17 protein-coding genes are annotated in these 19,900 nt (G+C 68.8%); 5 read left to right on the plus strand and 12 right to left on the minus strand.

Annotated features, from left to right (window positions below; all coding sequences use genetic code 11):
• Window positions 1-22: 22 nt before the first annotated feature.
• The gene (locus B7L05_RS03325) at window positions 23-2,497 is read right to left on the minus strand and encodes a helicase-related protein (RefSeq protein ID WP_256926584.1); all 2,475 of its coding nucleotides are present in this window, start codon (window positions 2,495-2,497) and stop codon (window positions 23-25) included.
• Between the two features lie 175 nt (window positions 2,498-2,672).
• On the opposite strand from B7L05_RS03325, the gene B7L05_RS03330 reads away from it, so the two are divergent.
• Complete coding sequence (locus B7L05_RS03330; protein WP_256926585.1) at window positions 2,673-4,187, plus strand: M23 family metallopeptidase; 1,515 nt, start codon at window positions 2,673-2,675, stop codon at window positions 4,185-4,187.
• 40 nt (window positions 4,188-4,227) lie between these two features.
• Here B7L05_RS03330 and B7L05_RS03335 read toward each other — a convergent pair whose 3' ends face one another.
• From B7L05_RS03335 to B7L05_RS03345, 3 genes are read right to left on the minus strand one after another with little or no spacing between them, the layout of a single operon-like run.
• The gene (locus B7L05_RS03335) at window positions 4,228-5,406 is read right to left on the minus strand and encodes an NAD(P)/FAD-dependent oxidoreductase (protein ID WP_085808783.1); all 1,179 of its coding nucleotides are present in this window, start codon (window positions 5,404-5,406) and stop codon (window positions 4,228-4,230) included.
• A gap of 4 nt (window positions 5,407-5,410) precedes the next feature.
• Window positions 5,411-5,590, minus strand: a complete 180-nt coding sequence (locus B7L05_RS03340; RefSeq protein WP_066778880.1) for a hypothetical protein — start codon at window positions 5,588-5,590, stop codon at window positions 5,411-5,413.
• A 10-nt stretch (window positions 5,591-5,600) separates the two neighbouring features.
• Window positions 5,601-6,254 (minus strand): TetR/AcrR family transcriptional regulator, encoded by a 654-nt coding sequence (locus B7L05_RS03345; protein ID WP_085808784.1) that lies wholly within the window; start codon window positions 6,252-6,254, stop codon window positions 5,601-5,603.
• A 114-nt stretch (window positions 6,255-6,368) separates the two neighbouring features.
• Between B7L05_RS03345 and B7L05_RS03350 the strand changes: the two genes are divergently transcribed.
• On the plus strand, window positions 6,369-8,729 hold the full coding sequence (locus tag B7L05_RS03350; RefSeq protein WP_256926586.1) for a TonB-dependent receptor: 2,361 nt from the start codon (window positions 6,369-6,371) through the stop codon (window positions 8,727-8,729).
• 187 nt (window positions 8,730-8,916) lie between these two features.
• On the opposite strand, the gene B7L05_RS03355 is transcribed toward B7L05_RS03350, so the two are convergent.
• The 8 genes from B7L05_RS03355 to B7L05_RS03385 form a co-directional block, all read right to left on the minus strand.
• Window positions 8,917-10,443 carry a peptide chain release factor 3 gene (locus tag B7L05_RS03355; RefSeq protein WP_085808785.1) on the minus strand — a complete coding sequence of 509 codons (1,527 nt, stop codon included), beginning with the start codon at window positions 10,441-10,443 and terminating at the stop codon, window positions 8,917-8,919.
• A 151-nt stretch (window positions 10,444-10,594) separates the two neighbouring features.
• Complete coding sequence (gene thrC, locus B7L05_RS03360; RefSeq protein ID WP_085808786.1) at window positions 10,595-11,992, minus strand: threonine synthase; 1,398 nt, start codon at window positions 11,990-11,992, stop codon at window positions 10,595-10,597.
• Between the two features lie 79 nt (window positions 11,993-12,071).
• A complete protein-coding gene (locus B7L05_RS03365; protein ID WP_085808787.1) occupies window positions 12,072-12,722 on the minus strand; it encodes an SURF1 family cytochrome oxidase biogenesis protein in 651 nt (216 codons plus the stop codon).
• A gap of 89 nt (window positions 12,723-12,811) precedes the next feature.
• Entirely contained in the window at window positions 12,812-13,735 is a 924-nt protein-coding gene (locus B7L05_RS03370) for a cytochrome c oxidase subunit 3 (protein ID WP_085808788.1), read from the minus strand.
• Between the two features lie 35 nt (window positions 13,736-13,770).
• On the minus strand, window positions 13,771-14,316 hold the full coding sequence (locus tag B7L05_RS03375; RefSeq protein WP_085808789.1) for a cytochrome c oxidase assembly protein: 546 nt from the start codon (window positions 14,314-14,316) through the stop codon (window positions 13,771-13,773).
• Window positions 14,313-14,468 (minus strand): hypothetical protein, encoded by a 156-nt coding sequence (locus B7L05_RS17330; protein ID WP_179187106.1) that lies wholly within the window; start codon window positions 14,466-14,468, stop codon window positions 14,313-14,315. The genes B7L05_RS03375 and B7L05_RS17330 overlap by 4 nt, the downstream gene beginning before the upstream one ends.
• Window positions 14,465-15,364: a heme o synthase gene (locus B7L05_RS03380; RefSeq protein ID WP_144037099.1), complete on the minus strand. Its 900-nt coding sequence runs from the start codon at window positions 15,362-15,364 to the stop codon at window positions 14,465-14,467. The genes B7L05_RS17330 and B7L05_RS03380 overlap by 4 nt, the downstream gene beginning before the upstream one ends.
• Window positions 15,365-15,536: 172 nt before the next feature.
• Window positions 15,537-16,235 (minus strand): nitroreductase, encoded by a 699-nt coding sequence (locus B7L05_RS03385; protein ID WP_085808791.1) that lies wholly within the window; start codon window positions 16,233-16,235, stop codon window positions 15,537-15,539.
• A gap of 110 nt (window positions 16,236-16,345) precedes the next feature.
• Here B7L05_RS03385 and B7L05_RS03390 point away from each other — a divergent pair, with 110 nt between their 5' ends.
• The 3 genes from B7L05_RS03390 to B7L05_RS03400 are packed head-to-tail and all read left to right on the plus strand — an operon-like array spanning window position 16,346 to window position 19,771.
• The gene (locus B7L05_RS03390) at window positions 16,346-18,091 is read left to right on the plus strand and encodes an amidohydrolase family protein (RefSeq protein ID WP_085808792.1); all 1,746 of its coding nucleotides are present in this window, start codon (window positions 16,346-16,348) and stop codon (window positions 18,089-18,091) included.
• Window position 18,092: 1 nt separating this feature from the next.
• Window positions 18,093-18,977 (plus strand): 3-keto-5-aminohexanoate cleavage protein, encoded by an 885-nt coding sequence (locus B7L05_RS03395; RefSeq protein WP_085808793.1) that lies wholly within the window; start codon window positions 18,093-18,095, stop codon window positions 18,975-18,977.
• A complete protein-coding gene (locus B7L05_RS03400; RefSeq protein WP_085808794.1) occupies window positions 18,974-19,771 on the plus strand; it encodes an IclR family transcriptional regulator in 798 nt (265 codons plus the stop codon). The genes B7L05_RS03395 and B7L05_RS03400 overlap by 4 nt, the downstream gene beginning before the upstream one ends.
• The last annotated feature ends 129 nt before the right edge of the window (window positions 19,772-19,900 follow it).

Below are 19,900 nucleotides of genomic sequence, written 5' to 3' on the forward strand. Positions count from 1 at the left end.
CGTCGCGCCCGCACCACGCGCGTCAGCCAAGGCCGAGCTCCGCCAGTGCGGCAAAGGCGTTGTCGCGGCGCGGCGCGGCAACCTTGGCCGGCGGTCGCCCGCGCCATGCCCAGCGCCCTTCGGGCAACGGCCGGAAACCGAGTTCGGCCATCAGCCGCGCGATCGTCCCCGCCTCCAACCCGATCGACGTGGCGAGCGCCGGATCGGGCACGAACGGCGCCCGCCCGTTGCGCGCGTCGTGCGCTGCGCGCGCGATCCGCTCGACCAGATCGATGCGCACCGCCTGCGTGCCGAGCGGCCGATAGCCAGCCTCGATCACCGCGCCCGGCGCGCCGCGCGGTAGTACGCTCGCGCCGTCGCGCGGGGCGTCGGGCACCGCCAGCCCCGCTGCGGCGAGCAGCGCCGCGCGCCAGCCGCGCGCCCGCGGTCGCAGTAACCGTGCGTCGAACAGGTCGAGGGCGCCGATCGTCACGCCGGCGCGGCGCAGCCGCTGGCGGTCGGCGCCGGTCAGCGCCTCCACCGCGACGCGGACCGGCAGCCGCGCCGCCAGCCCACCGCTCGCCTCAATCGCCCCCGCGACGCTGCGCAGCGCCGGCGTCGCGGCCGGATCGCGCGCCATCGTCGCCAGCGCGGCTAGCGCGGGGAGCTGCGCCGCGATCTGCCCCTCCACCCAGCGCTGCATCCGCTCGGCCGCCGCCCGCCGCTGCGTCGGATCGAGGCAATCGAGCGCATCGTCGAGTACGACAACCGGCCGCGCGAGCGAGCGCCCGCGGGCCAGCCGCCCCGTGACATGGCCGTCCCAAACTATTCCGCCGCCCGGCTCCAACACGAAGGCATCGTCGGCCGCCCCCACCAGCGCCTCGCCGCGCGTCCGCCGCTCGCTCGCCAACCGCTTCTCGGCGGTCGCCAGCAGCAGTCGCTTGTCGCTCGCCCGCGCCTCGGGCGCGACGGTGAAGCGAAAGCCGTCGAGCCGTCCGATGGCGTGGGTGTCGATCGTCACCTCGCCCTGCGGCCCGATCTCGACCGGCAGCGCACCGGCCCCCGCGCCGATCTGCTTCATCAGCGCGCTGGTCCGCTTGTCGACGAAGCGTTGCGTCAGGCTGGCGTGCAGCGCATCGGACAGCCGCTCCTCCACCGCCAGCGTGCGCGCCGCCCAGTGCGCGGGGTCGGCGAGCCAGTCGCGGCGCTGCGCGATATACGCCCAGGTGCGGATCGCCGCGACGCGCCCAGCAATCGTCTCGACGTCGCCATCCGCACGGTCGAGCCGCGCCACCTCGTCGGCGAACCACTGGTGCGGCAGATATCCCTCGGCAAGATAGCCGAAAACGCGCGCGACGAACCGCGCGTGCGGCTCGACGCCCAGCTTCTGGAAATCGGGGATACTGCACGCCGCCCACAGCCGATCGACCTGCCCGCGCGCGCGCGCGCGCACCGCCGGATCATCGGTCAGCCGGCGGACCACGGCAAGATCGACCGCCTCGGGCGCAGGGCGCAGCGCGTCGTGCATCGGCGGCGCGCTCAGCGAGGCGAGCAGCGCGTCGACGCTCGACAGATCGGGCGCGCCCTCGCGCCAGAACAGCGTGTCGAGCGTGGGAAATCGATGCTCCTCGATCGCCAGCACTTCCTCGGGCAGGAAGGCGTCGGGGCCCTCTTCCGCGATCGCACCGAACGTGCCGTCGCGCTGGTGCCGCCCCGCACGGCCCGCGATCTGCGCCATCTCCGCGGTGAACAGCCGTCGGCGCCGCTTGCCGTCGAACTTGTGCAGCCCCGCGAAGGCGACGTGCGCCACGTCCATGTTGAGGCCCATGCCGATCGCGTCGGTGGCGACCAGATAGTCGACCTCGCCGGCCTGGAACATCGCCACCTGCGCGTTGCGGGTGCGCGGGCTAAGCGCGCCCATCACCACCGCCGCCCCGCCGCGCAGCCGGCGCAGCATCTCGGCGACGGCGTAGACTTCCTCCGCGCTGAACGCGACGATCGCGGAGCGGCGTGGCAGCCGGCTGATCTTCTTCGCGCCGGCGTAGGAGAGGTCGGAGAAGCGCGGCCGCTCGACGATCTCGACGCCCGGCACCAGCGCACGCACCACCGGCTTGAGCGCCGCCGAGCCAAGGATCATCGTCTCCTCGCGCCCGCGCGCATGCAGCAGGCGATCGGTGAACACGTGCCCGCGCTCGGCGTCCGCGCCCAGCTGCGCCTCGTCGAGCGCGACAAAGGCGACATCGCGATCGATCGGCATGCTCTCCGCGGTGCACAGGAACCAGCGCGCGTCCTTGGGCACGATGCGTTCCTCGCCGGTGATCAGCGCCACGCGATCCGGCCCCTTCATCGCGACGACGCGGTCGTACACCTCGCGCGCCAGCAGCCGCAGCGGAAAGCCGATCATGCCGCTCGAATGCGCCACCATCCGCTCGACCGCGAGGTGGGTCTTGCCGGTATTGGTCGGCCCCAGAACCGCGCTGACGCGGGCGTTGTCATGGCCAGGCATGCCGCTGAACATCGGGCGCAATCGCCGCTGAATCAACTAGCTGAATCAAGCCCGGCCGTTTCGCCGCGCCCGGCCCACGCTTCGGCGCAAGGCGAGTCGCGCAGCGCGGCGGTTAATTTGACTTTAGCATCTCGCGATCACAACGCTCCTGCCTGCGCCGGGGGTGGATCGGCGACCAGTTTTGCGTTTGGGGGCGCTTCTTCTCGCCGTGTTTCTGCGCGAGCAGCCAGGACTTGAGCTTGCCGGCGCCGCCGGTTCGCGTGGCCTTGCCCGGTCGCGCGATTTCGGGCGCGCGATCGTGCCGGTGCGGCAGGTGCCGCTGCACGATCGCATGCGCGGCGCGCTGCACCAGATCGATTGGGTGCCCGATCTCGGCGCGCGTATCGGCAGCGCCACGTGGTGGCGCGGCCTAGCCACCTGCGTCGGGCTGATCGCGACCGTCACGCTGACCAATCCCGGCATCCGCCCGATCCCCGGCTTCGTCGCGACCGGGATGACGGGTGCGGAGCGCGAGGAAGCACGCACGCTGTCGATCGCCCCGCTTGGCCTCGGCGCCTCGACCGGCCGGCGGATGGCGGCGAACGATCTCGTCCGCCCGCTCGCCGAAACGCCCGAACGCCCGGTGATTGAGCTTACCGCGACGCTCGGCAGCGGCGACAGCTTCGGCGCCGCGCTCCAGCGTGCCGGCGTTGGCCGCGCCGATGCGGCGCGCGCCGCCGATCTCGTGGCAGGCGAGGTCGCGCTGGGCGATCTCCAGCCCGGCACCGTGCTCGATCTCACGCTCGGCCGCCGCCACGATCGCCGCACCGCGCGCCCGCTCGAGCAGCTCGCCTTCCGCGCGCGGTTCGACCTCAACCTCGCGCTGCACCGCCAGGAGGGCGGGTTGACGCTGGAGCGGCGCCCGATCGCGATCGATCGCACCCCGCTGCGCATCCAGGGCCTCGTCGGCGCCAGCCTCTATCGCTCGGCGCGCGCCGCCGGCGCCTCGGCGAAGCTCGTCGAAGCCTATATCAAGGCGATCGCCGCGCGCACCTCGATCGGCGGCATCGGCGCGAACGACCGGTTCGACATCATCGCCGATCACGCGCGTGCCGCGACCGGTGAGATACAGATCGGCCAGCTGCAATATGCCGGGCTCGATCAGGGATCGAAGAAGCTCCGCCTCGTCCGCTGGGAAGACGGCGACGGCAACGGCGGGCAGTTCTGGGACGCCAACGGCCAGGTCAAGCGCAGCGGCTTCATGGGCATGCCCGTCTCGGGCCGCGTCTCGTCCACCTTCGGAATGCGACGCCACCCGCTGCTCGGCTTCCTGCGCATGCACAAGGGGCTCGATCTCGCCGCGCCGAGCGGCACGCCAATATACGCCCCGATCGACGGGCGCGTCGCGATGGCGGGGCGCAACCGCGGCTACGGCAATTTCATCAAGCTCGATCACGGCAGCGGCGTCGCCAGCGGCTACGGCCATCTCAGCCGCTTCGCCGTCTCGTCGGGGCAGCGCGTGCAGCGCGGCCAGATCATCGGCTACGTCGGGTCGACCGGCCTGTCGACTGGCCCGCACCTTCACTGGGAAGTTTGGAAGAACGGCGTCAACGTGAACCCGCGCTCGATTTCGCTGTCCAGCGTCGCGACGCTGTCGGGCGAGAAGTTGCGCGCGTTCAAAGCCAAGGTCGCGAGCCTGCTGGGCGTCGCCCCCGCGCACTAAACTAGCTTGCGGCTCTGGGCGCGCACCGACTTGCGTCGGGCTAGATCGCCTGCCCCGCTGCGACGCCGCTCGCCCACGCCCACTGAAAGTTGTAGCCGCCGAGCCACCCGGTAACGTCGACCGCCTCGCCGATCACGTACAGCCCCGGCACCTTCTTCGCCGCCATCGTCTGCGACGACAGCTCGGCGGTCGATACGCCGCCAACCGTCACCTCCGCCTTGGCAAAGCCCTCGCTGCCGCTTGGCGTGAAGCGCCACGCCGCCAGCGTCTGCTCCGCCGCGGCGAGTTTCGCATCGGTCTGGCCGCCCAACTCGCCAACGATGCCGAGTTCGTCTGCCAGCGCGTCCGCCAGCCGCTGCGGCAGCGCTCCGGCCAGCACCTTGCCACCGCTTGCACGCGGTGCCGCGCGCTTCGCCGCGCGTAACCAGCCCGCATCCTGATCAGGCACCAGGTCGACGGTCACGGGCTCGCCGTGCCGCCAGTAGGACGACGCCTGCAGCGTCGCCGGGCCGGACAGGCCACGGTGCGTGAACAGCATCGCCTCACGGAACGCCGCCTTGCCCGCGCGCGCGACGACCGGCGTCGCGACGCCCGCCAGCGCACGAAACCTTTGCTCCTCGCCCGCCAGCGTCAGCGGCACCAACGCCGGCCGCGGCTCGACCACCTTCAGCCCGAACTGCCGCGCCAGATCATAGGCGAAGCCGCTCGCCCCCATCTGCGGGATCGCCGGCCCGCCGGTCGCGATCACCAACGCCGCGCCGCGATACGTCCGATCGCCACTCGCGACGGTGAAAAGGCCATCGGCGTGCATCACCGCACCGGTATCGTTCCCTAGCGCGAACTCGACCCCGCCCTTGTCGCATTCCGCCACCAGCATCGCCACGATCTGCCGCGCCGATCCGTCGCAGAACAATTGCCCCAGCGTCTTCTCGTGCCACGCGATGCCGTATCGCTCGACCAGCGCCAGAAAGTCCGCCGGCGTGTAGCGCGCCAGCGCCGATCGCGCGAAATGCGGGTTCGCCGACAGGTAGCGCTCGGGCACGGTGCCGAGGTTGGTGAAGTTGCACCGCCCCCCGCCCGAGATCAGGATCTTCTTGCCCACCTTCTCCGCGTGATCGATCACCAGCACGCGCCGCCCGCGCTGCCCGGCGATCGCGGCGCACATCAGCCCCGCCGCGCCGCCCCCAAGCACGATCGCGTCATAAGGTTCGCTTGCCACCGGCTCAGTGCAGCTTGGCGATCGACAGGCCGTCCTTCTTCGCCTGTTCCTTCACCGATTCCTCGCTGCGCGTCAGGGCCTTGGCGATCGCCTTCAGCGCCATCCCCTTCTTCGCCAGCGTGTGCAGCTTCTGGATCTCGTCGGGCCGCCACGGCTGGCGGTGTCTCTCAAAGCGTTCGGCCATGGCGGGCGCTTTAGCGCGCGGCGGCCTTGCCGTCTGCCGCCAATCCGCGCGCCAGCATCGCGGCGATCGTATCGCCGATCGCGTCGATCGCGGGGTCATCGTCCCACACGCCGTAGCGCAGCCCTAGGAACACGTTCATCCCCATGATCGCCCAGGCGTGGACTTCGCCCACGTCGCCGCGCACCTCGCCGCGTGCCGCTGCCGCCTGCAGCCGCTCGGCGATCCGCTCCGCCGTGGTTGAGTAATGAAGGCGGAAGCTTTCCGGGTCGACGAACTCCGCCTCGTCGATCACGCGGTAGATTGCCTTGTGCCCGCGCACGAAGTCGAGAAAGCTGACGAGGCCCGCGCGCTCGGCCGCGATCTGATCAGGTGCAGCGCGGATCGCCGGGCCGACATGGTCACGCACCCGGTCCGACAGGTCACGCACCAGCGCGCGGAACACCGCGTCCTTTGAATCGAAATAGGTGTAGAAACTGCCCAGCGCGACGCCCGCGCGCTTGGTGATCGTGCTGATCGACGCCTCGTGGAAGCCGCGCTCCCCGAACTCACCCATCGCTGCGTCGAGGATCGCGCGCTGCGTGCGCCGCCCACGTGCGGTGCGCGGCGCCTTGGGTTCGGGCGGCATCGCCTCGCTATCCGTCGCCTCGCTCACCCTGCCCTCCATTCCCAAGTTGAAACCTGGTTCATCTTTCACTATTGGACGCGTCATCGTTTCACAACCCGGCCAAGACCGGGCGGCGTCGCAGGGACGCCGGTTCATCATCGGGGGGGATATCCCATGACTTTCCGCGCGTCCGCCATGCGTCGTCTGCCGCTCGCTTCGGCGCTTCTCGCCTCCAGCCTGCTCACCGCGCTGCCGGCTTACGCGCAGACCGCCGAGCCCGCGCCCGACACGGCCGAAGCTCTCGCGAACGATGCCGGCGGCGAGATTGTCGTCGTCGCACGCCGGCGCGAGGAGCGGTTGGTCGACGTACCGATCGCGGTCAGCGCGCTGTCGGCGGAGCAGCTGTCGAAGAGCCAGGCGCTCGACATCTCGGGCATTCAGGGCGCGGTGCCCAACGTGAACCTCGTCCAGGGCCGCGGCACCTCCACCAACGCCAACATCTTCATCCGCGGCATCGGCCAGCCCGATGCGCTGCAGACGTTCGATCCCGCGGTCGGCATCTACGTCGACGGCGTCTATATCAGCCGCATCCAGGGCGCGCTGTTCAACCTGTTCGACGTCGAGCGGATGGAGGTGCTGCGCGGGCCGCAGGGCACGCTCTACGGCAAGAACGCGATCGGCGGCGCGGTCAACATCGTCAGCCGCAAGCCGGACCTGAACGACTTTCGCGCGAGCGGCAGCGTCACCTACGGCAGCTACGACCAGTGGCTCGTCAACGGCTATGTCTCCGCCCCGATCGTCACCGATCGCGTCGCACTCAGCGTCGCGGGCGTCTACGACAAGCGCGACGGGCTCGTCACCGATCCGGTCACCGGCCGCAAGTTCAACGATCGCGACACGCTAGCCGGCCGCGCGATCCTGCGTTTCCAGGCGACCGACGATCTCGATTTCAGCCTTGCGGGTGATTACACTCGCATCCGCACCGCCCCCACGCTCGGCCAGGCGACCGCGCCGCTGATCGCGACCAGCTTCACCACCGGCACGCGCGTGCTCGCGCCCGCCTATCCGCTCGGCCGCCGCTTCCGCTACGAGGCGCGCACCTCGCTCGCGCCCGGCCAGGGTCAGGACCTCGACCACGCCGGCATCGCGCTCACCGCCAACCTGAACCTCGGCGGCGGCTTCACGCTCACCTCGATCAGCGCCTTTCGCGATCTGAATTCGGATGCCTTCATCGATATCGACGCGACGCAGTTCGAGCTCGGTGACGTCTTTGTCGGCGTGCGGCAGCAGCAATTCAGCCAGGAACTGCAGCTGAAATACGCCGGCGATCGCGTCAACGGCGTGTTCGGCCTCTACTATCTGCGCGAAGACGTGACCTCGCATCAGGAGGCCTATGCCGACAGCCTGTTCGAACTCACGCCCGCCATCCCCTTCACCTTCACCCGCTTCATCGACGACGATCAGCGGCTCGACAGCTACGCCGCCTACGGCCAGCTGACCTACGATCTGACCGATCAGTTCTCGCTCACCGGCGGGCTGCGCTACACCAAGGAGACGAAGCGCTACGATCGCTTCACGCGCACCGTCTCGACGCTGCCCGCGCTCAACAACATCACGTTCGCCTTCCCGGGCAACCTGCCCGCGCCGCTCAATGCGGACAACGAAGTGTCGTTCGACGCCTGGACGCCGTCCGCCACGCTGTCGTTCAAGCCGACGCGCGATACGCTGCTCTACGCTTCCGCCTCGCGCGGCTTCAAATCGGGCGGGTTCAACGGCCGCGTCAACTCGCTCAACGACGTGACGGAGGTGGTGAACGGCCAGCCCGTCGTCCGTCCCTTCTTCAAGCCTGAAACGGTGTGGACGTACGAGACCGGCGCGAAGGGCAATTTCCTCGGCGGGCGCGTCAGCCTGTCGGGCGCCGCCTTCTACTCCGATTACCGTAACTTCCAGGCGCGCGTCGGCGCCGGCAACAATACGGGGACGAGCGGCGGCGCGCTGCCCGTGCTCAATGCCGGCAAGCTGCGCATCTGGGGTGTCGAGAGCGAGATCGCGGTCCGCCCGATGCCCGAATGGGCGATCCGTTCGAGCTTCGGCTATCTCAATGCCAAGTACCGCGAGTTCGACGACGCGCGCCGTGCGCCGGCCGCCAGCTTCTCGTGCAATCCCACCGGCCAGGCGATCGTCTGCAAACCCGCCTTCGCGCCGCCGATCACCTTCAGCCTCGCGTCGGACTATGCAATCCCGCTCGGCAACGCGGGCAGCCTGACGGTCGGCGGCGACGTGCGCTTCGTCGACAAGCAGTTCCTGTCGGTCGACAATCGCCCCGGCCTGTCGGAGGATGGCTACACGCTGTTCAACGCCTTCGTGCAATATGATGCGCCCGGCGGCCGCTACTATCTGCGTGGCGGCGTAAAGAACTTGACCAAGGAATTGTACAAGACCGACGGGCAAGAATTCTCCAGCGTCGGCAATATCCAGACGGTCTATTACGGCGATCCACGTACCTGGAACGTAACCGCCGGCTTCCGGTTCTGACGGCCGAAGGCGCCGCGCCGCGGTGCCGGTGCCCGCCACGCGGGCATCGGCCGTCACGGCCGGCGACGGCGTAGCCGATCGACCGACGACGGCGGCTTTGCCGTCGTCGTCGCCGACATAAAGCTCATCCGATCAGCCGCCACCTCAAACGGAAGACGGCAACGCAGATCAGCGCCTGGGATAGCCCTTACCGCTCGCGCGTCGCGGCGAACGTCACCTTGGCATAGCGGTCGGCGATATACCCGACCTCCCAAGCGCTCTTGGCGAGGAACACCGGATTGCCGTCGCGATCCTTCGCCAGCGCGCCGCGATTGAGCTCCATGAAGTCCTTGAGCGCGGCGGGATCGTCCGACGAAATCCAGCGCGCGGTATCGTAAGGCGACGGCTCGAGGTTCGCGCCCACCTTATACTCCGCCTCCAGCCGCGACAGCAGCACCTCGAGCTGCAGCTGCCCGACCACGCCGATGATCCAGTTCGATCCGATTTCGGGATAGAACACCTGGATCACGCCCTCTTCGCTCAGGTCGTCCAGCGCCTTGCGCAGCTGCTTGGTCTTGGTCGGGTCCTTCAGCGCGACACGTCGCAGGATTTCCGGCGCGAAGTTCGGCAGGCCGGTGATCCGCACCCCCGGCTTCTCGCTCAGCGTGTCGCCGACGCGCAGCGTGCCATGGTTGGGAATGCCGATGATGTCCCCCGGAAACGCCTCATCGGCGATCTCGCGGTCCTGCGCGAAGAACAGGATCGGCGAATGCACCGCGATCGGCTTGCCGTGCCCCGTCGGCGTCAGCTTCATGCCGCGCTTGAACGTGCCCGAGCACAGCCGCATGAACGCGATCCGGTCGCGATGCTGCGGGTCCATGTTGGCCTGAACCTTGAAGACGAAGCCGGTCACGTCCTTCTCGTCGGGCTGCACCGGCGCCGGCTCGGCCGGCTGCGGGCGCGGCGGCGGCGCGAAATCGGCCAGCGCGGCGATCAGCTCGGCCGGCCCGAAATCCTTGAGCGCCGATCCAAAATAGACCGGCGTCAGGTCCCCGGCGCGATACGCCTCCGCATCGAACGGCGCATAGCCTGCCTGCGCCAGCTCGATCTCCTCGGCCACCTCCACCGGCAGCTCGGGCGCATCCTCGGTGCGCCCCTGGAACGTCCGGCTATCGCCATCGGGGCGGCTGATGCGATTCGTCGCAAGGTCCAGCACGCCCTCGAACGTGCCCCCCATGCCGACCGGCCAGCTCATCGGACACACGTCGAGCGCGAGCACATCGGCGATCTCGTCGAGCAGCTCGAACACCGGCCGCCCCTCGCGATCGACCTTGTTGACGAAGGTGATGATCGGCACGTTCCTGAGGCGGCACACCTCGAACAGCTTGCGCGTCTGCGCCTCGATGCCGCGCGCCGCGTCGATCACCATCACCGCCGAATCGACGGCGGTGAGCGTGCGGTATGTGTCCTCGCTGAAATCCTCGTGCCCCGGCGTATCGAGCAGGTTGAAGAACACGCCGTCCTTCTCGAACGTCATGACGGAGGACGTGACCGAGATGCCGCGCTGCTGCTCGATCTTCATCCAGTCCGATCGCGCGCGCCGGTTCTGGCCCCGCGCCTTGACCTCGCCGGCGAGGTGGATCGCGCCGCCGACGTACAGCAGCTTCTCGGTCAGCGTCGTCTTGCCGGCGTCGGGGTGCGAGATGATCGCGAAAGTACGGCGGGGGGATGGCATGTCAGCTCTCGAATAGAAGGACGTACACAAACATCCGTTCGTGCTGAGGAGGCATTGAGCTTGTCGAAATGCCGTCTCGAAGCACAGCACGTGCCCTTCGAGACAAGTCTTCGACTGCGCTCAGCCTCTCCTCAGGTTGAACCGACGTGGATTAGGTACGCGGTGTCGCGCGTCCGGCGATATAGTCGCTCACCGCGCCAAAAGTAGCGTCGAGCGTGACGAGCGCCTCCTCGCGCTCGAACAGGTCGCCGACGCGCGACGGCAGGTTCGGGCTCACTCCGGTCGCGCGCTCGACCGCCTCGGGGAATTTCGCCGGATGCGCGGTCGCCAGCGTCACCATCGGCGCGGCGACACCTGCCTGGCGCGCGGCTGCGAGCGCGATCGCGGTATGCGGGTCGATCACCTCGCCGGCGTGTTCGCACGCCCAGCGCATCGCCATCGCCATGCCATCGGCGTCGATGCTGGCGCTCGTCAGCAGCGCCGCCGCGCCCTCGTGCTGCGCGTTGGTCAGCCGCATCGCCCTCGACGTCTCGAAACCGCCCATCTGCCCCGCCAGCGCCACCCCGTCGCGCCCGCCCAGATCGAACAACAGTCGCTCGAAATTGCTCGACACCTGGATGTCCATCGACGGTGTCGCGGTCGGCACCACGCTCGCCGAGGAATAATCGCCGTTGGACAGTGCGCGATGCAGGATGTCGTTGACGTTGGTGGCGACGATCAGCTTGGCGATCGGCAACCCCATCTTGGCCGCAACATAACCCGCGAAGACGTCTCCGAAATTGCCCGTCGGCACGCTGAACGCGATCGCGCGCTCGGGTGCGCCCAGCCGCACGGCGGCGTAGAAGTAATAGACCACCTGCGCCATCAGCCGCGCCCAGTTGATCGAATTGACCGCGCTCAGCCGGAACCGCCCGGCGAAGCCGCGATCGTTGAACATCGCCTTCACCAGCGCCTGCGCTGTATCGAAATCACCGCGGATCGCGATATTGTGGACGTTGGGCGCCTGCACCGTCGTCATCTGCCGCCGCTGCACCTCGCTCACCCGGCCGGCCGGATGCAGCATGAAGATGTCGATCCCCGCGCGCCCCGCCACCGCATCGATCGCCGCCGACCCGGTATCTCCGCTAGTCGCGCCGACGATCGTCAGCGGCGCGCCATCGTCTTCCTTCAGGAATCGCTCGAACAGCAGCCCGAGCAGCTGCAGCGCCACGTCCTTGAACGCCAGCGTCGGGCCATGGAACAGCTCCAGCACCCACTGATCGTGATCGAGCTGCCGCAGCGGCGTCACCGCGGCGTGCGCGAAGCGGCCATAGGCCTGTTCGCACAGCGCGCGCAGCTCGTCGTGCGACAGCGCGTCGCCGACGAACGGCGCCATCACCGCCACCGCCGTGTCGACATACGACAGCCCCGCCATGCCGGCGATCGCGTCGCGGCTCAGCGTCGGCCAGTGCTCGGGTATGTAGAGCCCGCCGTCAGACGCGAGCCCGGCGAGCGTCGCACCGCGAAAGTCGAGCGTCGGGGCGGTCCCGCGGGTACTGATGTAGCGCATGGGCCCGCCGGTTAGCCGCCCCGCGGGGCGAGAACAACCGTAGCTCGTCTATCCCGCCACCGAACGCCGGTTTGCCGCCTTAGGCCTCCCGGCGCGCCCGCCAGCGGTGACGCAGCGCCACGACGTATACCACCGCCGCCACCGCGGCGAAGAAGAACCACTGGCCGGCATAGGCGAGGTGATTGTTCGGCACGAGGCCGACGTCGGGCCGCGTGTTTGCCGAAAGGTCACCGATCGGGCGGTCGGCGACCAGCAGCATCTGCTGCGGCACGCGCCGGATCAGCCGCAGCCCGAGCGGCGTCGCATCGGGCGCGTGGCTGATCCAGCCGCTCACCGCCCCGCCCGTCCAGCTAACCATGCGCATCGGGTCGCGCGTCGTCCCCAACTGCACCTTGAAGGTCGGCGCGTCCGGCGCCGAACGGCATTCGGCGATCAGGCGATATCCCGCACCCCCTGCCCCAGCACGGCCTATTCCGACCACCTCCCGGCACGTCGCGGCGCTGCGCCGGAAGAGCAGCGAATCATCGGGTGCCAGCGGAAAGGCGACCGGCGGCCGCGCCGGATTCGCCGCCAGCTGCGCGAGCTGAGCCTCCTTCTCGGGCAAGCGGATCAGCAACTGCCACAGCCCGAGCGCGATCATCAGCGCGATCGCCAGCGCGACGATCAGCGACGCCACGATCGGCACCCGCCGTCCCGCCTGCCGCGTCTCGTTCAGCGTCGATCCTGCCATGCGCTCACCCGTCGCCTGCCCTGCCCCAAACAGCAAGGGCGCGGTCCCCTGCGGAACCGCGCCCTCCCCGTGCTCATCAATGGTGCCGGTCAGCCGCCGTGTACCGGTGCACCCCAGCCGCCCCAGATGTAGATCGAGACGAACAGGAACAGCCACACCACGTCGACGAAGTGCCAGTACCAGGCCGCCGCTTCGAAGCCAAAGTGCTGCTTGGGCGTGAAGTCACCCTTGTAGGCGCGGATCAGGCAGACGATCAGGAAGATCGTGCCGATGACGACGTGGAAGCCATGGAAGCCCGTCGCCATAAAGAACGACGCGCCGTAGTTGATGCCCTTGAACGGGAACGGCGCATGCATGTATTCGTACGCCTGGATCGCGCTGAAGATCAGGCCAAGCACGATCGTCAGCCACAGCCCCTTCAGCACGCTGTCGCGCTCGCCGACGCCCAGCAGCCCCCACGCACCGCGCTTCTCGCCGCCGCGCTGATTGTGGATCAGCCCGTGGTGGGCCCAGGTGACGGTGGTGCCCGACAGCAGCAGGATCAGCGTGTTGAGCAACGGCAGCTCGAACGCGTTGATGACTTCCAGCCCCTTGGGCGGCCACTGCGCGATGATCGCCGCGGCGTCGCTGCTGCGCTCCACCGCGCCGTCGACGAAGGCGATCGCATCGGGGAACAGCGCGAAATCGAAATACGCCCAGAACCAGCCGACGAAGAACATCACTTCGGACGCGATGAACAGGATCATGCCGTAGCGGAAGTGCAGCTGCACCACCGGCGTGTGATCGCCCGCATGCGCTTCCTTGATGACGTTGCGCCACCAGCTGTACGCGGAGAACAGCACCGCAAGGAGGCCGGCAAAGAACAGGATGCCGCCGCCGTTCGGCTTGCCGACGTGGCCGCCGTGCATCCACATGATGCCGCCCGCCGCCATCGCCAGCGCGGAAAAGGCGCTGATCATCGGCCAGGGATCGGGGGGCAGGATATGATATTGGTGGTTCTTGGCGCCGGCCATCTGGCTTTCCCTGTCAGTACGCTGTTGCGACCCGCTTAGCTTGGCGTCTTGCCGGAATCCACCGGGTAAAACGTGTAGCTGAGCGTGATCGTGTCGATGTCGCGCGCGTCGGGATCGTCGCGGATCTTGGGATCGACGAAATAGATCACCGGCATGCGCACCGTCTCACCCGGCTTCAGCGTCTGCTGGGTGAAGCAGAAACACTCGATCTTGGTGAAATATTTGCCCGCCTGGTCGGGGGTGACGTTGAACGTCGCCGTGCCCGTCACCGGCTGCGCCGCGCGGTTGGTCGCGGTGAAGAACGCCATCGTGCGCGCGCCGATCGCCACCGTCTGGCTGGCCTGTTCGGGGGCGAAGCGCCACGGCAGCCGGGTGTTGGTGTTGGCGTCGAAATCGACGCGGATCTCGCCGCCCACCGCGCCGGGCGCCACCAGCCCGCGCTGCGTCGTGCCGTTCAGCCCGGTCACCTGGCAGAACAGGCGGTACAAAGGCACGCTGGCGAAGGCGAGCCCGGTCATGAAGCAGATACCCAGCACCGCGAGCGCCGCAGTGCGCGCCTTGCCGGAGAAAACGCGGATCATCCGACCGTCACGCCCTGCTGGATCTTCACCAGCGAGATCGCGAACACCAGGATCACGAACGCCCCCAGCAGCAGCGCCATCACGATCGAGCGCCCTTTCTGACGCCGCCGGATCAATTCTTCCTGCGTCAGCCTGTCATCGTCTTGCATCATGCCATCCACCGATCGACGACGAGCGCGCCGAACACCACGAAGAGATAAAGGATCGAGAATTTGAAGAGGCCCTTTTCGGGCAGCATCGCATCGTCCGCGCCGGTCGTGCGCGCCGCGACGCGCACCGCCAGCAGCGCGAACCACGCCGTCATCGCCAGCGATACGACGCCGTAGATGGCGCCTGTCAGCCCCAGCGGCCACGGCGCGATCGCGACGAACGCCATCGGGATCGTGTAGAGCCCGATCTGCCGCCGCGTCACGCGCTCGCCCGCCACCACCGGCAGCATCGGCACGCCGGCGTTGGCGTAGTCGGTCTCGACGAACAGCGCGAGCGCCCAGAAATGCGGCGGCGTCCACAGGAAGACGAGCATGAACAAGAGCAGCGGCAGCAGCGCCACCTGCCCCGTCGCCGCGGCCCAGCCGATCAGCGGCGGAAACGCCCCCGCCGCGCCGCCGATGACGATGTTCTGCGGCGTCCGTCGCTTGAGCCACACGGTATAGACGAGGACGTAGAACAGGATCGAGATCGCCAGGATCGCCGCGGCGGCATAGTTCAGCGCCAACCCCATCAGGATCACCGAAAAGGCGCTCAGCCCGACGCCGAAGTGGAGCGCCGCCTGCCGATCCATCCGCCCCGCGGGCAGCGGGCGCTGCGCGGTGCGCTTCATCACCGCGTCGATATCGGCCTCATACCATTGGTTGAGCGCGCCCGCCGCGCCCGCGCCCAGCGCGATGCACAGGATCGCGGTGAAGCCCAGCACCGGATGGATCGGCACGGGCGCCGCCAGCATGCCGCACAGCCCGGTGAAGACGACGAGCGTCATCACCCGCGGCTTGGTCAGCGCCAGGAAATCGCGCCAGTCGGCCGGCGGTAGCAGGGGGGCGGTCGGTGTCATCGGTTCGCGACGCGCCATACGCCGATGCATCGCGAGGGGGAAGGGCGTCGCGCCGCACGATGCCGGCACCGCTACGGTCGACCGATACCGGTGCAGCGCGCCACAGCGTACCGCGAGGCAGGTACCCCGCGCCGATAGCAGGCCGTCCGTGATGGCGAGACGTCGTCGATCCTCAGCCGTGCAGCACGTGATCCCGGTCACGCACCGTCCGCGCGCTGTTCGCCGGATGCGCCGCATCCTCGTAGCCGAACGCGATGCCGAACAGCAGCTTCTGATCCTCCCCGACGCCGAGCTCGCGGTGCACGATCTCGGCATGGTGGCTCAGCGCCCCCTGCGCGCACGAGGCAAGGCCGTTCGCGGTCAGCGCCAGCATGAACGATTGCGCATACATCCCGCAGTCCGCCGCCTCGCGCATCCCCGCCCAGGCCGGGATGAACAGGAACATCGCGTGCGGCGCGTCGAAGAAGCGGAAGTTGCGCAGGAACGATTCGGTCCGCGCCGGCACGTCGTCCCGCGCCACGTTCGTCGCCGCGAACAGCGATTTCGCGGCATCGATCTGCCGCCCCCGATAATGGCCGGGATAGGCGCCGGTCAGCGGAAAATCGGGCGTCATCTTGGTGCCGTTCTTGGCCGCATCGTGCAGCGCGGTGCGCATCCGCTCCGCCGCCTCGCCCGACACGACGTGCGCGGTCCACGGCTGGACGTTGCAGTTCGACGGCGCGAGCTGCGCCATGTCCATTACCCGCTCGAGGAGATCAGCCGGCACCCGATCGGGCTTGAACCCGCGGACCGAACGCCGCTCACGCAGCAGATCGTAGAGCACATCACTGTCATCGCGAGCCGTCCGATCGATCGTCGCCGTCGCCTGCATGCCTCGTCCTTTCTTTTCTCTATCGAGAATGTTGTTCTTCCACGCGAATAAACCTTGCCTCATCCGTACGACGAAGTCACCATCGCCGCAAAATCAATGAGGAGAGGGCCATGTACGATCTGGTCATTCGCAGCGGCACGATCGTCGACGGTTCGGGCGGCACGCCCTATGTCGGCGACGTCGCGATCAAGGGCGACCGTATCGCCGCGATCGGCAGCGTCGACGGCGCCGCCGCGCGCGAGATCGATGCCGCCGGCAAGCTCGTCACCCCCGGCTGGGTCGATATCCACACCCATTACGACGGCCAGATCACCTGGGCCTCGCGGATGGATCCCTCGTCGACGCTCGGCGCCACCACCGTCGTCGTCGGCAATTGTGGCGTCGGCTTCGCGCCCGTCCGCCCGCAGGATCACGACACGCTGATCCGCCTGATGGAGGGCGTGGAGGACATCCCCGGCGCCGCGCTCCACGAAGGGCTGTCGTGGCAGTGGGAAAGCTTCGGCGAGTATATGGACGCGATCGACAAGCTGCCGCACGACATCGATGTCGCCGTGCAGGTGCCGCACGGCGCGTTGCGCGTCTACGTGATGGGCCAGCGCGGCGCCGACCGCGATCCCGCCACGCCGGAAGAGAATGAAGAAATGCGCCGGCTGACGGCCGAGGCGCTGCGCGACGGTGCGCTCGGCTTCTCCACCACGCGCACGATGGTCCACCGCACCGCCGACGGCGATCTCACCCCTACCGTTCGCGCGGCGCGCGAGGAGATGGAGGCGATCGCGCGCGGCATCGCCGATGCCGGCACCGGCGTGCTGCAATGGGTGTCCGATTTCCAGGAGATGGACGAGGAGTTCAGCCTGGTGCGCGATCTGACGAAGATCTCGGGCCAACCATTGAGCTTCTCGATGGTTCAGGCCGATGTCGTCCCCAACCAGTGGCGTCAGCTGACCGAGCGCCTCGATGCGTCGGTTGCCGAGGGGTATCCGCTCAAGGCGCAGATCGCCGGCCGCCCGGTCGGGCTGATGCTCGGCCTCCAAGGCTCGGTTCACCCGTTCATCAGCCGCCCGAGCTACCGCGAGATCGCCGACCTGCCGCTCGAGGAGAAGGTCGCCCGGATGCGCGACCCCGAATATCGCGCCCGGCTGATCGCCGAGATGCCCGAGAAGGACCACCCCTTCGTCAATTCGGTCGCCGGCGCGCAGCACAAGATGTTCCGCATCACCGATCGCGTCGATTACGAGCCCGATCCCTCGAATAGCCTCGCCGCCGAGGCCGAACGGCTGGGCGTCCACCCCGACGAACTCGTCTACGACGCGCTGCTCGAGGACGACGGCCGCGCCTTCCTGTTCTTCCCGATGCACAATTACGTCGAGGGCAATCTCGACAACGTCCACGCGATGATCACCAACCCCAACACGCTGTCCGGCCTGTCGGACGGGGGCGCACACGTCGGCGCGATCTGCGACGTCAGCCTGCCGACCTTCATGCTCACCCACTGGTGCCGTGATCGCACCCGCGGCCCGCTGTTGGGTCTCGCCGATACGGTGAAGCAGCAGACGCTCGACACCGCCAGGGCGGTCGGCCTCGACGATCGCGGGCTGCTCGCGCCGGGCTACCTCGCCGATGTCAACGTGATCGATTTCGACGCGCTCGAACTCGGCAAGCCGTATATGGTCTACGATCTGCCCACCGGCGCGCGCCGCCTGATGCAGAAGGCGACGGGCTATCTCGCGACGATCAAGTCCGGCCAGGTGATCTACCGCAACGGCGAGCCGACCGAGGCGCTGCCCGGCAAGCTCATCCGCGGCCGCCAGCCCGCCCCCGTCCCTGCTGCCGAGCGCGCCGCGGTCGCCGCCTGACATGCCGCCGCTGATCATCGAAGCGGCGCTGAACGGCGCGACGCCAAAGGCGCGCAACCCCAACGTTCCCGTGTCGCCCGGGGAGATCACGGCGCAGGCGCTCGCCGCGATGAAGGCGGGCGCTGCGATCGTTCATACGCATATCGAGCGGATGGACATGACCGGCGATGCCGCGGCCGACCGCTACATGGAAGGCTTCGCGCCCGTCCTGGCGCAGCGTCCCGACGCGATCCTGTGGGGCACCGTCGCCACCGGCCCCGACGTCGAGGCGCGCTTCGGCCATTATCGCGGGCTCGCGCGCGCCGGCGTCCGGATGGGCGCGTTCGATCCCGGCTCGGTCAATCTCGGCACGCATGGCCCCGATGGCCTTCCGGGCGCGTCGGTGCTCTACGCCACCACCTATCGCGACATCGCCTGGCTCGCCAACCTCCACGATCAGGAGAAGCTTGCCCCTGCGATCGCGATCTACGAGCCCGGCTGGCTGCGCACCACGCTCGCCTATCACCGCGCCGGCAAGCTTCCCGCGGGCGCGTTCGTGAAGCTCTATTTTGGCGGCCGCTACAACTTCCTCGACGGCAAGCGCAGTGATGTCACCTTTGGCCTGCCACCGACGGAAAAGGCGCTCGACGCCTATCTCGAGCTGCTTGAAGGTTCCGATCTGCCTTGGGCGGTGGCCGCGATCGGCGATTGCGTCGTCGAGACTGGCCTCGCAAAGCTCGCGATCGAGCGCGGCGGGCACGTCCGCGTCGGTTTAGAGGATTGGGGCGGCGAGCGTCAGCCGAACAATCTCGATCTCATTGCGGAGGTCGTCGATCTGGCGAACGCCGCCGGTCGTCCGATCGCGACGCCGACGCAAGCCGCCGCGCTGCTGAAGCTTCCGCGGTGAGCGCCGCCGCGCCGCACGCGCTGCAAGACGCCGCCGATCGCGACGCGGGCAACGTCACGCATCTCGCCAAGCCGGTCGGCGCGGTGATCGCGGCGGTCGCCATCCTGCGCTGCCTCGGCCGCCACCGCGGGGCGCTTCGGCTATCCGATATCGTGCGCGAGGAGCGTCTCAATACCTCCACCGCGCTCAATATCCTGCGCACGCTCGAGCACGAACGGCTCGTTGCCTTCGATCGCGAGACCAAGCGCTACACGCTCGCGCGCGGCCTCGCTGATCTCGCCGCGCCGCTCGTCGGCCACGACGATCCGGTGCGTCGCGCCGCCCCCGCGATGGCCGCCGCCGCGCAGGAGCTGCACGCCACGATCGGGCTGTGGCGCCGCGTCGGCGACGCGGTCGAACTGATCCACGTCGCGGATTCGTCCGCGACGATGCGCGTCGCCTTCACCATCGGCCGCCGCCTGCCGATGCTGCTCGGTGCGATGGGCCGTCTCGTCGCGGCGCGCGGCGATCTCGACGGCGACACGCTGAGGGAGGGGTTCGACGCCGTCCCCTGGGCGATCGCACCCGATTTCGCCGTCTGGCTAGGCGAGGTCGCCACCGCGCGGCGCAGCGGCGTCGGGATCGATCGCGGCCATGTCAACGCCGGCATCCTCGGCGTCGCCGTGCCGGTCGAGCGCGACGGTCCGCTCGTCCACGTCCTCGCCGCCGCAATGTTCGATGCCGGCCCGCACCCCGACGAAGCGGTGATCGTCGACCGCCTGCAGGCCGTCGCCGCGGTGGCGGACGGCCGGTGATGCGCGGCTCGCCGCCCATCCTTCCGCACACCCCACCTCCGTTCGTGCTGAAGAGGTGCTGAGCCGGAGGCGAAGCGCCGTCTCGAAGCACCGTTTCGTGACACCAGCCCTTCGAGACGGCCCTTCGCG

Origin of the sequence: Sphingomonas sp. TZW2008, from assembly GCF_002117915.1 — a bacterium.
In the GTDB taxonomy this organism is placed as follows: Bacteria; Pseudomonadota; Alphaproteobacteria; order Sphingomonadales; family Sphingomonadaceae; genus Sphingomonas.